We start from the raw sequence: 12,708 nt of genomic DNA, 5'->3' as shown, positions 1-12,708 counted from the left end.
GGGCATGACAGATGTCATGCAGGCGCCGGCTCAGACGGCTTCGACCTCGGGCCGGGCGGGTACCGACGCGACGCGCTCGGCCGTCAGGACGGTTCCCACCGTCGCGGCGATGACCAGTGCGATGGCAGTCAGCCGGATCGCCCCTGCGGCTTGGTGCAGCAGCAGCCATCCCGCCAGTGTCGCGAAGATCGGTTCCAGGGCCAGTAGGACGCCGAAGACGTTGCGCGGAACGATTCGCAGCGCAGCAAGTTCGAGGGTGTACGGAACGACCGACGACAACAGCGCCACCACCGTTGCGAGGGCCAGGGTTTCGGGGTCCGCGAAGGCGGTGAGCCCTTGCATCATCCCGACGGGAAGGACGCAGACCGCGGCGATCACCATTGCCGCAGCCAGGCCTCCTGTGCCGGGAACCGTTGCCGCTACCCGTGCATTGGTCAGGATGTAGAGGACCCAGAACGACGCGGCGAACAGCGCGAACATGATGCCGACAGGATCGAGACTCGTTGCGTGAACCGCGGATTCGACGCCCAACAGCACCATTCCGACCAGCGCGAGGCACGCCCACCCGACGTCGGCGCGCCGACGTGACAGGACGGCGGCCAGAACGAGTGGACCGAGAAACTCGATCGATACGGCCACGCCGAGGGGGATTCGATCGATCGCGGCATAGAAGCATCCGTTCATGGCGGCCAATGCGAATCCCAGCGCAGCCATGCTCTTCCACTGCTCCCTCGACCATCCGCGTACCCGTGGACGCACCAGCAGGAGCAGCAGAGCGGCTGCGATGGCCAACCGGGCTGCAGTGACGGCCCACGACCCGGCGACAGGAAATATCTGAACGGCAAGAGCCGCGCCGAACTGCAGGGACAGACACGACCCGACCATCATCGCTACTGCTGATCCCGTGCCGGGTGTCCGGGAGGTTGCCGTCATGACAGTGAATGCTTCTCGCGTAACTCACGTAAGTCCAGCGAATCATTTTGTAGAATAACGGTCATTATTGCTTACCTATGACGGGAACCCGATGCTCAACGTCCCTCGCCTGCGGATCCTCCTCGAATTGCAGCGGCGCGGCACGCTCGCCGAGGTAGCCCGTGTGATGTCCTACACGCCGTCGGCGGTGTCGCAGCAGCTGTCGCTGCTCGAGAAGGAGTCCGGCGTTCGGCTGCTGGAACCGGTGGGGCGAGGGGTGACACTGACCGACGCCGCCATCGGACTCGCCGCTCACGCCGAGATCGTCCTTCGCCAACTGGAGGAAGCCGAGGCGGATCTCGCGTCGGCTCAGTCCGCAGTTCAGGGAACACTGCGGGTCGCGTCGTTTCAGACGGTCGTGTTCGCGATCGTGCCTGCAGTGCTGGACCTGCTGGCTGCCGAGGAACCGTCGTTGACCGTCGAGTTCGACCAACTTCAGGTCGTCGCTGCCTACGACGGCCTGTTGTCGCACTCCTTCGACCTGATTCTCGGTGAGGAATACCCCGGTATGCCCGAGCCGGTCCGAGCCAACATCGACCGGGCGGATCTCGCCGTCGATCCACTGCTGCTCGCCGTCCCGTCCGAGGCCGCGTGGTTGCCGTCCGCGCGTACCGACCTGGCAGGCCTGTTCGACGTGCCCTGGGCGATGGACCCGCCGGACAGTGCGACAGGAACGTGGGCCCGGTCGGTGTGCCGTGCCGCAGGATTCGAGCCCCGAGTCCGCTTCGTCAGCCCGGACCCCCTGATGCACGCCCATCTGGTGCGCACCGGCCACGCCGCGGCGTTCATTCCCGCACTGATCGCCGCGAACCAGTCCGACGGACTCGATCTCCGCGCACTGCCGGGGCGTCCGGACCGCACCATCTACACCGCAGTTCGTGCCGGACGCGGCGGGCACCCCGCGATCCGGGCGTTCCGAGCAGCGCTCGCGTCGACGGCGGCAGCTCGAACCTCCGAGTGGAACACCGCCGACGGACTTCGCATACAGAATGGACTGGTGACACCCGAAACAAGCCCTGCCCCCTAGTCGAAGCCCGTCAATCCCGGAGGAGTGTGGACCATGGCACCGAGGACGCGCGAAGAACTGGCGGACGACGCGGTTGCCCTGGCACGGCGTTGGGTGACTCTCTCCGCCGACCGTCCCACCGACCGTGCCGCCGTGCGTCTCGCGGGCCTGCTGCGCGACGAGCGTGGTCTGGAGTTCGCCGTGGGGTTCATCGACGGCGTCGTACGGCCGGAGGACGTGCGGGTCGCCGCCAGGAACTGGGCGCATCTGACGGACGGTGATCTGCCGCAGTTCCTGGGCGTGCATCTGCGTGTCGCCCTTCGTCTCGGCAACGTGGCCGCGAGGGTCGCACCGGCATTGGTCGTGCCCATCGCGAAGAAGGCGTTGCGAGCGATGGTCGGCCACCTCGTGCTCGACGCCTCGCCGCGCGCACTCTCTCGCGGTCTCGCTCGCATCCGCCGGAACGGAATGCGTCCGGGCATCAATCTGCTCGGCGAGGCCGTGATGGGGTCGGCCGGGGCTCGGGCACGTCTCGACGGAACCACGGCGTTACTGGCGCGATCGGATGTCGACTACGTGTCCGTCAAGGTGTCGGCGGTCGTTGCGCCGCACTCGCCCTGGGCGTTCGAGGAGGCCGTCGCACACACCGTCGACGAGCTCGCACCGCTGTACTCGGCGGCCGCGCAGTCCGGCACACCCAAGTTCATCAACCTGGACATGGAGGAATACCACGATCTCGATCTGACGATCGCGGTGTTCACGACCCTGCTGGACCGACCTGAACTTCTGTCGCTCGAGGCGGGAATCGTGTTGCAGGCGTACCTTCCTGACTCGTTGTCCGCGATGATGCGGTTGCAGGACTGGGCCGCCCGGCGTACTGCACGCGGAGGTGCAGCGGTCAAAGTCCGCGTCGTCAAGGGCGCGAATCTTCCGCTCGAGCGAGTCGAATCCGCTCTGCACGGATGGCCCCTGGCCACGTGGTCGTCCAAACAGGACACCGACACCAACTACAAGCGCATCCTCGACCACGCGCTCGATCCCGATCGAATCCGCAACGTGCACATCGGCGTTGCCGGGCACAACCTCTTCGACCTCGCCTGGGCACGGTGTCTCGCCGAACAGCGCGGCATCGAGTCCGGATACGAATTCGAGATGCTGCTGGGCATGGCGTCGGCGACGGCGCAGGTGATCGCCGAGGACACCGGCGGGATGCTTCTCTACACCCCCGTTGTCGGCGCCGACGAGTTCGACGTCGCGATCGCCTACCTCGTCCGCCGGCTGGAAGAAGGAGCAGCGCCGGAGAACTTCATGCCCTCGATGTTCGAACTGACCACCGAGAGCGGGCAACCGACCCCGCAGTTCATGATGCAGGAGAATCGATTCCGCGCTTCCCTGACCGCCCTGGACGACTCCGTCCCCGCGCGGCGACGGAGCCAGAACCGCACCACCGACAGCGCCGACCGCGCCGACAGCACCGATGTCCCAGTACCGTTCGCCAACACCCCCGACACGGATCCCTCCTCGGCCGCCAACAGAGGGTGGGGCCGCGGCATTCTCGAGCGCGCCGAGGCGTCGGGCATCGGGGAAGACCTCGTCGTCGAGTACACCGTCGACGATCCCGTCCGCCTCGACGAGCTGATTCAGCAGACGTGCGACGCAGGGGTGGGCTGGGGTTCGCTCCCGTCGCCCGAGCGAGCACGCATCCTGAGGTCCGCGGCGCGCGAGCTGTCTCGCGCACGTGCGGACCTGCTCGAAGTCATGGCCGCGGAGTGCGGCAAGACCCTGGAGGAGGGCGACCCCGAGGTCAGCGAGGCCAGCGACTTCGCCGGGTACTACGCCGAACTCGCCGAGGAGCTTGCGCACGTGGACGGCGCACTCCATCGGCCGAGGCGTCTGACCGTCGTCACACCACCGTGGAACTTTCCGGTGGCGATACCGGCGGGATCGACCCTGGCCGCGCTTGCCGCGGGTTCTGCCGTCGTGATCAAGCCTGCGCCGCAGGCGAAACGCTGCGGTTCGGTGATGGTCGACGCTCTGTGGCGGGCGGGCGTGCCGCGAGATGTGTTGCGCCTCGTCCACGTCGACGAGGCGTCTCTCGCCGGCACCCTCGTCGCGGATCCGCGGGTCGATCAGGTGATCCTCACGGGTGGCTACGAGACGGCGGAGCTGTTCCACCGGCTACGCCCCGGCATTCGGCTGTTCGCGGAGACGAGCGGTAAGAACGCCATGGTCGTCACACCCGCTGCCGATCTCGACCTGGCGGTGAAGGACCTCGCGAAGTCTGCCTTCGGCCACGCGGGCCAGAAGTGCTCCGCAGCGTCCCTGGCGATTCTGGTCGGATCCGTCGGCACATCGGACCGTTTCCTGGGCCAGCTGGTCGACGCCGTCCGGTCCATGAAGGTCGCGTACCCGACGGACCCGGAATCGCGCATCGGTCCACTCGTCGAACCTGCGAGCGGCAAGGTTCTCCGGGGTCTCACCCACCTCGATCCCGGTGAGTCGTGGTTGCTCGAACCCCGCGCACTGGACGACGAGAGCCGGCTGTGGTCGCCGGGAATCCGCGTCGGCGTTTCTCCTGGTTCCGAGTTCCACCGAACCGAGTACTTCGGTCCGATCCTCGGCATCATCACCGTCGCCACCCTTGCCGAGGCGATCGAGGTACAGAACGACGTCGACTACGGGCTCACCGCTGGCCTTCACTCCCTCGACGACGCGGAACAGGCGCAGTGGATTCAAGGCGTCGCCGCAGGCAATCTCTACGTGGGCCGAGGAATCACCGGAGCCGTCGTGCGACGGCAGCCCTTCGGCGGGTGGAAGAAATCGACGGTCGGCACGGGGAGCAAGGCCGGCGGACCGAACTACCTCGTCGGCCTGTCCGACTGGTCGCCCCTCCCCTCGTCCGGCACGACCGTCGGCTGTGTGGCCGACGCGTGGGCGGAGGCCTTCCTGCGCGAGACCGCAGCGGTCGGCGACGACCTCGACTTTCTACGGCGCTCTCTGGCAAGCGATCTCGTGGCGTGGGACACGGAGTTCGGCGTCACCCGTGACGTATCGCATCTCGGGGTGGAGGCGAACGTGCTGCGCTACCTTCCTACCCCGGTGACCGTACGAGCGGAGGCCGACGCTCGCCCCGTGGAGGTTCTGCGCGTCGTCGCCGCCGGGTTGCGAGCCCGTTCCCCTCTTCGCCTGTCCGTGCACGCGTCCGTCGCTCTCGGGGAGGACGTGCTCGGGTTCCTGACAACCAATGACGTGACGGTCGACACCGAAACGGACTGGGCGCGTGCGGTTTCGCACGGCGGGACGGACAGAACCCGCGTCGTCGGGTCCGGAACCGACGTGCCCACCGGGCCGTCTGCCGCAGTGTGGTCGGGCGCCGTGACCGAAGCGGGTCGCGTCGAGATGCTGCCGTTCCTGCGTGAGCAGGCCCTCAGCATCACCCACCACCGGTTCGGTACCTACCGCGAGATTCCTCGGGTGGACGCTCTGCTGAACATCACGCCAGGCGGCGGCCGTTTCGATTCGCCGTGAACGGCTACTCACACCGCATGCGCCTGAACCTTCGTCGCGGGATGCCCGTCGTCGAACTCCCCATGTCCGTTCCGCCTGCCGCGGCATGGGAGGTTCTGGTGGACCTGACGGCGTGGCCGGTGTGGGGTCCGACGGTGGCCGGCGCCGAACTGGACCGCCCCGGTCCGCTTGCCCTGGGTTCCCGAGGCCGGGTGTTCACCCCGGTCGGGGTGCCTCTGCCGTTTCGCATCACCGAGTTCGAGGACGGTCGTCTCTGGGCGTGGCGGGTGGCGGGTGTTCCGGCGACTCGACACGAGGTGATCCCCGACGGCGAGGGCTGCGTGGTGAGCTTCGGCGTACCGATCTGGGCGCCCGCGTATCTGACGATCATGGCCGTTGCGCTCCCCCGGATCGAGCGATTGGCCGCGGAACGCGCGCACTGATCGCGGGAGGCTGTGTAGTCCGTCACGCCCGGTCCTAGGTTTGATCGAGTCCAGAAAGCCCACGCTGGATCGATAAGCTCGAGCTATCGAGATCTGAGCAATCATCGATTGGCCCGATCAATCCAAGATCATTAGGGTCGTCAACCGACACCAACGCACCCGAATACGAATGAGGCCGTATATGTCGCTCATCAACAAGAAGATCAAGCCGTTCACCGCTGAGGCCTTCAAAGACGGTGCCTTCGTTACCGTTTCCGACGAGGACATCAAGGACAAGTGGGCGGTCTTCTACTTCTACCCCGCCGACTTCACATTCGTCTGCCCCACCGAGCTCGGCGACCTCGCCGATCACTACGAAGAGCTGCAGCGTCTCGGCGTCGAGGTGTTCTCGGTCTCGACCGACACCCACTTCACCCACAAGGCGTGGCACGCGTCTTCCGACACGATCGGCAAGATCAAGTACACGATGATCGGTGACCCGACGCTGAAGATCAGCACCGACTTCGAGGTTCTCCGCGAGAACCAGGGCCTCGCCGACCGCGGCACCTTCCTGGTCGACCCGGACGGCGTCGTGCAGTTCACCGAGGTGACCGCAGAAGGCATCGGCCGCAACGCATCCGAGCTTCTCCGCAAGGTCAAGGCCGCACAGTACGTGCGCAGCCACCCGGGTGAGGTCTGCCCGGCGAAGTGGGAAGAGGGCGAAGACACCCTCGCACCGTCGCTGGAGCTCGTCGGCAAGATCTGATTCGTTCGGATCGGTGCGTGGCGGCACAGGAGTGTAATGCCCTGTGCCGCCGGTGCATCCCCCACGTTCGGATCACTCGGCCCGAGCTGAGAATCCACGACCATCCCTTCCGATCTCAGGAGTACACCTCATGCTCGACGCCGCACTTGCCAATCAACTGAAGTCCCTGCTCGAGAACGTGACGCAGCCGATCGAGCTCGTGTCCTCTCTTGGCGACGCACCCAAGTCCGTCGAGCTCGGCGAACTCCTCGACCAGATCGCCGGCCTGTCGGACTCGGTCACCCACTCCCGCACCGGTACCGACCCACGCAAGCCGTCGTTCGCCATCCGCCGGATCGGCACCGACATCGAGGTTCAGTTCGCCGGTATCCCGCTCGGACACGAGTTCACCTCGCTCGTGCTCGCGCTGTTGCAGGTCGGTGGCCACCCCTCCAAGGAAGACGCCGCGCTGCTCGCCCAGGTCCGCGACCTCGAAGGCGACTTCTACTTCGAAACCTACTTCTCCCTCTCCTGCCAGAACTGCCCGGACGTGGTGCAGGCGTTGAACGTGATGTCGGTGCTCAACGCCAACGTCAAGCACATCGCCATCGACGGTGCGCTGTTCCAGGACGAGGTCGACGACCGCGGCATCATGGCCGTTCCGTCGGTGTTCCTCAACGGTGAGCCCTTCGGGTCCGGCCGCATGACCCTCGAACAGATCGTCGGCAAGCTCGACACCGGTTCCGCGGAACGCACCGCGACGGCGATTTCCGAGAAGGACCCGTTCGACGTGCTCGTCGTCGGAGGCGGCCCTGCGGGTGCAACCGCAGCACTCTACGCTGCGCGCAAGGGAATTCGCACCGGCGTCGTCGCCGAGCGCTTCGGTGGTCAGACGCTGGACACCATGGGTATCGAGAACTTCGCGTCCGTTGCGTACACCGAAGGACCGAAGTTCGCCGCCGAGCTGGAGAACCACGTTCGCCAGTACGACGTCGACATCATGAACGTCCAGAACGCCACCAAGCTGACCCCCGCCGCCACCCCGCAGGGACTCGTCGAGGTCGAACTCGCCAGCGGCGCACGACTTCTCTCCCGTAGCGTGATCCTGTCCACCGGCGCACGGTGGCGCTCGATGAACGTTCCCGGCGAGAGCGAGTACCGGAACAAGGGCGTCACGTACTGCCCGCACTGCGACGGCCCGCTGTTCAAGGGCAAGCGCGTCGCCGTCATCGGTGGCGGCAACTCCGGTGTCGAAGCAGCCATCGACCTGGCCGGCATCGTCGCGCACGTGACCCTCGTGGAGTTCGACTCGCACCTGCGCGCCGACGACGTGCTGCAGCGCAAGCTCCGCAGCCTCCCCAACGTCGACATCCTGGTCAGCACCCTGAGCACCCAGGTCATCGGCGACGGTTCCAAGGTCACCGGGCTGGCGTACAATGACCGAACGAACGACACCGCGCACACCGTCGACCTCGACGGAGTGTTCGTTCAGATCGGCCTGCTGCCCAACACCGAGTTCCTCTCCGACACCGTCGATCTCACCCCGCGCGGGGAGATCATCGTCGACGATCACGCACGGACCTCGGTACCGGGCGTCTTCGCAGCAGGTGATTGCACCACCGCGCCGTTCAAGCAGATCATCGTCGCGGCAGGATCGGGCGCGACGGCAGCGCTCAGCGCGTTCGATCACTTGATCCGCACCAGCACCCCGGCCGAGGAAGCAGTCTCGGTCTGACGCTCCCGGGTACGCTCGGGCGATGCTGACCGCCGAACTCGCCCAGCGCGTGGTCGACCAAGTGCGTCCAGTCGTCGCACACAACGTCAACATCATGGATGCCCACGGCATCATCATCGCGTCCGTCGATCCAGCGCGCCTGGGCACGCTGCACGACGGCGCGGTGCGAGCACTCGAGCGCGGGGACGTCGTCCGGATCGACGCCGACGGTGCCGATCCGGACATGCGCGAGGGTGTGAACGTGCCGTTCTACCTGAGCGACGACGGGGCGGAACCCGGCGCGGTGAAGAACGAAGCGGTGAAGAACGAAGCAGCGGAAAGCGAGGCGGTGGGGGTCGTCGGAATCACCGGCGACCCCGCCGTCGTCGAGCCTCTCGCCCGCATCCTCGTGCTCACCGTGTCGCTTCTGCTGAAGCAGGAGCAGCACCTCGACGACGCGCGGTGGAGGGAATCGTCGCTGCGAGATCTACTGAACGCGATTATCGTCGATTCCCGAGTGTCCGAGGCCCGCGTCGTGGCCATGCTCCGCGACGTGGGCAGACCGATCCGGCCGCCGTGGTCGATCGTGACTGCCCGCAGTACGTCGACCGGCCCCGCTGCGCTCGGTCGGTTCCGCAACAGCGTGGTGGGCATCGGCAACGTCGTCGCATGGGAACGCGACACCACACTGTGGCTCCTCGTCGGTTCGTCCGACGCGAGCACCCGCGCGGTCGTCGTCGATCGACTGCGGACGGCAGGCGCCTCCGTCGTCACCGGGCGTGTGGGGGCTTCCACGCCCGAACTGGTCGTCGACGTGCAGCAGATGGACGTACTGCTCCGGCACCACCTGCCGGACGGCGTCGTCCACGAGCTCACCGCACTCGACATCGACATCCTCGTCGGCCGTCAGCCCGAGGCCATCGCGCTGGACTCCGCGAGGCGAATCGTCGGCCCACTGTCGGACGCGTTGCGCGAGACCGCGGCAGTACTGATCGAGAACAATCTGTCGATCGTGACGACGGCATCCGCTCTGCACACCCACCGGAACACCGTCGTGCAGCGGTTGAACCGCATCGAGCAACTGACGGGGCTGGACCTACGGGTCTTCGACGACGCCGTGGCCATGAAGCTGGCTCTCGCGTCGGCCCGACGGGTCGACGCGGACGACATCCGTCGATGACTGTGCGCCGTGCACCGATATCTGCCACAATTTCACTCGAACAATGTGCACGAAGCCCATACCTCGACCGGAGTCGGTGACCTAACCTACTGTCATGGAACAGCACAGAACCGACGCGCGGCGAACCACGATCGTCGTTGCCCCGGACTCGTTCAAGGGCTCCGGCACGGCCGCCGACGTGGCGTCGGCGATGGCCGACGGCTTCCGGGACGTGCTGGGACCGGATGCGCGGATCGTCGAATGCCCGATGGCCGACGGCGGGGAGGGGACGCTGGATGCGCTCGCAGCATCCCTCGACGCGCGGATCAGCGAGATCGACACCGTCGACGCGATCGGACGACCCCGATCCGCGCGGATCGCGGTGTCCGCCGACGGCAGGACCGGCGTCATCGAAGCTGCTGAAGCCAACGGTCTCCCTCACGTATCCGACGCCCCGCTGCAGCCTCTGCGAGCGGACAGTCACGGCGTGGGCGTACTCGCCCGGCAACTTCTCGACGACGGGGTCTCCGAGATCCTGCTGTGCATCGGCGGGAGCGCGAGCAACGACGGCGGTACAGGTTTCCTGTCCGCCCTCGGCGCACGGTTTCTCGACGGCGCGGGCAGCGTCGTCGAGCCGGGTGCCGCCGGTCTGGCCGATATCGACAGCATCGACGTCAGCGGCCTGCATCCGCGCGCGGGCGAGGTGACTGTTCGGATCGCCGTCGACGTCGACAATCCGTTGCTCGGGAACAGCGGTGCCGCAGCGGTGTTCGGGCCGCAGAAGGGCGCAACCCCGACGGACGTGGAGACCATCGACTCCGGTTTGGCGCATCTCGCCGACGTGCTGAAATCCGCCACCGGGACCGACGTCACCACGACCGAGGGCATGGGCGCGGCGGGCGGGTTGCCTGCGTCTCTTGCGGCCTACCTCGATGTGCAGCTGATGCCCGGATCGGACATGGTCATGAGTGCTATCGGGTTCGAGGAACTGTGCTCCGACGCATCCATGATCGTGACCGGCGAGGGATCCTTCGATTCGCAGTCGTTGCGAGGCAAGGTCGTTGCCGGTGTGCGACGGACCGCGCCTCCCACCTGCCCCGTCGTCGTCATCGCCGGACGGGTCGTCTTGACGCCCGAGGAGATACGCGACGCGGGGATCGCCGCGGCCTTCTCCATCGCGGCGGGTCCGTCCACCCTCGCGGACATGTCTTCGCGGACAGGGGAACTGGTACACGACACGGCCGCGCACGTCGCAGGCCTGTACAAGACGCTCGCGCAGCACGCGGCGGTGTGAAGGAGAACGATGTCGCTCGATCCGCATTCCGCCGTCACGCGCTACCGTTCGTTGCCGCCGAGCCTGCCTCAGCCCGTCGCCGAGCAGTGGGATTGGCAGCTGCGTGGGTCGTGCAGACACGAGGACCCTGTGCTGTTCTACCCGCCGACCACCGCGCGGGGTAGATCGCTCGCGGCCATGGAAGCTCGGGCCAAAGCCATCTGCACCGGCTGCCCGGTGATGCGCACCTGCAGGGACTACGCACTGGAAGCCGCCGAGCCGCACGGCATCTGGGGTGCCACCACATCGAAGGAACGGGCCCTGGCCGGTGCCTCGTTCGACATCGGGCCGGCACCGACACCACCGACACCACCGGCACCGACACCACAGCCCCCGGAACCCCCGGCAGTGGAGAAGATCGACGAGACCGAGCAGCCGCCGCGTCGTATGCACCGCATCGGACCACCACAGCGGCCCTACCGGCGCATTTCCCGCCCCGACTCGGCGCAGCCCGTCACCGCGGACCGGCCGCCGACGAAACCCTGACTCTGCGCGCGTCGAGCAGTTCGGTTGCTCCGCACACACGATGCCGAGCTCGGCGTGACCTATCCTGGTCACCAGGTCGACAGTGAGGGCGAGATCGTGCGGAGAGCGTCTGGCGAGTTGGAGGAGTCGGTCCTTCAGCTGCTCGGGGAACACCGAGAACTGTCGGTGGCCGAGGCCAGGGATCTGCTCGGTTCCGACCTCGCCCATACGACCGTGATGACGGCATTGGTCCGTTTGCACGGCAAGAGGCTCGTCGATCGCGAACGACGCGGGCGCTCGTACGTCTACACACTCCGGGCGCCGGTCGACGAATTGCCTGCTCTGCGTGCGGCCATGCGAATGCGCACCGAACTCGACACGCGCGCGGAAAGGGCAGACGTTCTGGCCAACTTCGTCGCATCGCTCGACCCCGAAGACGAAGTCGTACTTCGTGAACTGTTGTCTCGGAACTCCTCCGACGGCGAGACATGACACTCTTCGTCGTCGTCGCCGCACTCCCGTGGATCATGTCGGTTGCGCTGAGAACGTACGCACACCGCACGGCCGACGATCGTTCTCCGTACTCCACGGTCGTCGTGGTCCCTGTCCTTGCCGCCGTCACGGCCTTCGGCGTCGTCGCATCCAGTGCAGCCCTCGGATCCGTGCTGTGTGCGTCCGGCAACGCAGCACTCATCGGAGTGGGGGTAGTCGTACTCGGTTGGGTCGTGTGGAGGCTCGCCTCCGTCGTGGCCCACTGTCGTCGGGTCGTCGTCAGTGCGCGCGACGCACGCCCGTTCTCAGCATCCGCGCGTACGAACGGAGGGACGGTGGTCGTCGAGTCGACCGAACCGGATGCCTTCGCCGTCGCGTCGGGAGGTGGTGCGGTGGTCGTCACGACCGCGCTCGTCGAGATGCTGTCGGACACCGAACTGCAGACCGTGATCGAGCACGAACGTGGACATCTCCGTTTCCGACACAGTGCCTGGACGCAGATGGTGGAGATCGCAGCCCAGCTGAATCCCCTGCTGCGGCCGGTCGTCGGACACGTCCGTCATGCCGCGGAGCGCCATGCCGACGAACACGCGGCAGCACTGCACAACAGGCGCGCCGCGATGTCGGCGCTCGCGCGGACCGCGTTGCTCCGCGCACACGTCGAACGGAACACGACCGCACTGTCCAGTACCGGCGGTGACGTCGTGCGGCGTGTCCGCGCACTGACCGAACCCGCGCCACCGCCCCAACGTCGACCGGTCGTTGTCGCGGCGGTCGTGTTGATCGTGGCGTTCTCGGCAATGTCCATAGCCCTCGCCGACGTCGTGCAGGACGTGATCTCGCCGGAAGCCGGGGAAACTCCCACCTCGGTCTTCCGGTGAGAAACGCCGCCG

At 66.8% G+C, this 12,708-nt stretch carries 11 protein-coding genes; 10 read left to right on the top strand and 1 reads right to left on the bottom strand.

The features are described 5' to 3' along the window. Positions 1–30: 30 nt before the first annotated feature. On the bottom strand, positions 31–933 hold the full coding sequence (locus BH95_RS24425; protein WP_371828329.1) for an EamA family transporter: 903 nt from the start codon (positions 931–933) through the stop codon (positions 31–33). Between the two features lie 91 nt (positions 934–1,024). Between BH95_RS24425 and BH95_RS24420 the strand changes: the two genes are divergently transcribed. From BH95_RS24420 to BH95_RS24375, 10 genes are all read left to right on the top strand, one after another. Then, entirely contained in the window at positions 1,025–1,999 is a 975-nt protein-coding gene (locus tag BH95_RS24420) for a LysR family transcriptional regulator (protein ID WP_020111905.1), read from the top strand. Positions 2,000–2,032: 33 nt separating this feature from the next. Continuing rightward, on the top strand, positions 2,033–5,506 hold the full coding sequence (locus BH95_RS24415) for a bifunctional proline dehydrogenase/L-glutamate gamma-semialdehyde dehydrogenase (protein WP_052060162.1): 3,474 nt from the start codon (positions 2,033–2,035) through the stop codon (positions 5,504–5,506). A gap of 17 nt (positions 5,507–5,523) precedes the next feature. Then, positions 5,524–5,928, top strand: a complete 405-nt coding sequence (locus tag BH95_RS24410) for an SRPBCC family protein (protein WP_019663745.1) — start codon at positions 5,524–5,526, stop codon at positions 5,926–5,928. A gap of 181 nt (positions 5,929–6,109) precedes the next feature. After that, positions 6,110–6,673 carry an alkyl hydroperoxide reductase subunit C gene (ahpC, locus tag BH95_RS24405; RefSeq protein ID WP_019663746.1) on the top strand — a complete coding sequence of 188 codons (564 nt, stop codon included), beginning with the start codon at positions 6,110–6,112 and terminating at the stop codon, positions 6,671–6,673. 130 nt (positions 6,674–6,803) lie between these two features. After that, complete coding sequence (ahpF, locus tag BH95_RS24400; protein WP_037144949.1) at positions 6,804–8,387, top strand: alkyl hydroperoxide reductase subunit F; 1,584 nt, start codon at positions 6,804–6,806, stop codon at positions 8,385–8,387. 22 nt (positions 8,388–8,409) lie between these two features. Beyond that, positions 8,410–9,546 (top strand): CdaR family transcriptional regulator, encoded by a 1,137-nt coding sequence (locus BH95_RS24395; RefSeq protein ID WP_037184676.1) that lies wholly within the window; start codon positions 8,410–8,412, stop codon positions 9,544–9,546. A 94-nt stretch (positions 9,547–9,640) separates the two neighbouring features. Next, on the top strand, positions 9,641–10,819 hold the full coding sequence (locus BH95_RS24390) for a glycerate kinase (RefSeq protein ID WP_037184675.1): 1,179 nt from the start codon (positions 9,641–9,643) through the stop codon (positions 10,817–10,819). 9 nt (positions 10,820–10,828) lie between these two features. Next, positions 10,829–11,344 carry a WhiB family transcriptional regulator gene (locus tag BH95_RS27935; protein WP_052060161.1) on the top strand — a complete coding sequence of 172 codons (516 nt, stop codon included), beginning with the start codon at positions 10,829–10,831 and terminating at the stop codon, positions 11,342–11,344. A 96-nt stretch (positions 11,345–11,440) separates the two neighbouring features. Next, the gene (locus BH95_RS24380) at positions 11,441–11,815 is read left to right on the top strand and encodes a BlaI/MecI/CopY family transcriptional regulator (RefSeq protein WP_347876820.1); all 375 of its coding nucleotides are present in this window, start codon (positions 11,441–11,443) and stop codon (positions 11,813–11,815) included. Then, complete coding sequence (locus tag BH95_RS24375; protein WP_037184674.1) at positions 11,812–12,696, top strand: M56 family metallopeptidase; 885 nt, start codon at positions 11,812–11,814, stop codon at positions 12,694–12,696. The genes BH95_RS24380 and BH95_RS24375 overlap by 4 nt, the downstream gene beginning before the upstream one ends. Positions 12,697–12,708 lie beyond the last annotated feature (12 nt).

The sequence above is a fragment of the Rhodococcoides fascians A44A genome (genome assembly GCF_000760735.1).
Lineage (GTDB): Bacteria > Actinomycetota > Actinomycetes > Mycobacteriales > Mycobacteriaceae > Rhodococcoides > Rhodococcoides fascians_E.
Note: the sequence above shows the minus strand (reverse complement) of the source record. Positions and strands in the feature narration are given on the sequence as shown.

Bases quoted from the DNA above. Each gene is read 5' to 3' on its own strand.
- BH95_RS24425 (WP_371828329.1), bottom strand. From the start codon at position 933: ATGACGGCAACCTCCCGGACACCCGGCACGGGATCAGCAGTAGCGATG.
- BH95_RS24375 (WP_037184674.1), top strand. From the start codon at position 11,812: ATGACACTCTTCGTCGTCGTCGCCGCACTCCCGTGGATCATGTCGGTT.
- BH95_RS24395 (WP_037184676.1), top strand. From the start codon at position 8,410: ATGCTGACCGCCGAACTCGCCCAGCGCGTGGTCGACCAAGTGCGTCCA.
- BH95_RS27935 (WP_052060161.1), top strand. From the start codon at position 10,829: ATGTCGCTCGATCCGCATTCCGCCGTCACGCGCTACCGTTCGTTGCCG.
- ahpC (WP_019663746.1), top strand. From the start codon at position 6,110: ATGTCGCTCATCAACAAGAAGATCAAGCCGTTCACCGCTGAGGCCTTC.
- BH95_RS24415 (WP_052060162.1), top strand. From the start codon at position 2,033: ATGGCACCGAGGACGCGCGAAGAACTGGCGGACGACGCGGTTGCCCTG.
- ahpF (WP_037144949.1), top strand. From the start codon at position 6,804: ATGCTCGACGCCGCACTTGCCAATCAACTGAAGTCCCTGCTCGAGAAC.
- BH95_RS24390 (WP_037184675.1), top strand. From the start codon at position 9,641: ATGGAACAGCACAGAACCGACGCGCGGCGAACCACGATCGTCGTTGCC.
- BH95_RS24420 (WP_020111905.1), top strand. From the start codon at position 1,025: ATGCTCAACGTCCCTCGCCTGCGGATCCTCCTCGAATTGCAGCGGCGC.
- BH95_RS24410 (WP_019663745.1), top strand. From the start codon at position 5,524: ATGCGCCTGAACCTTCGTCGCGGGATGCCCGTCGTCGAACTCCCCATG.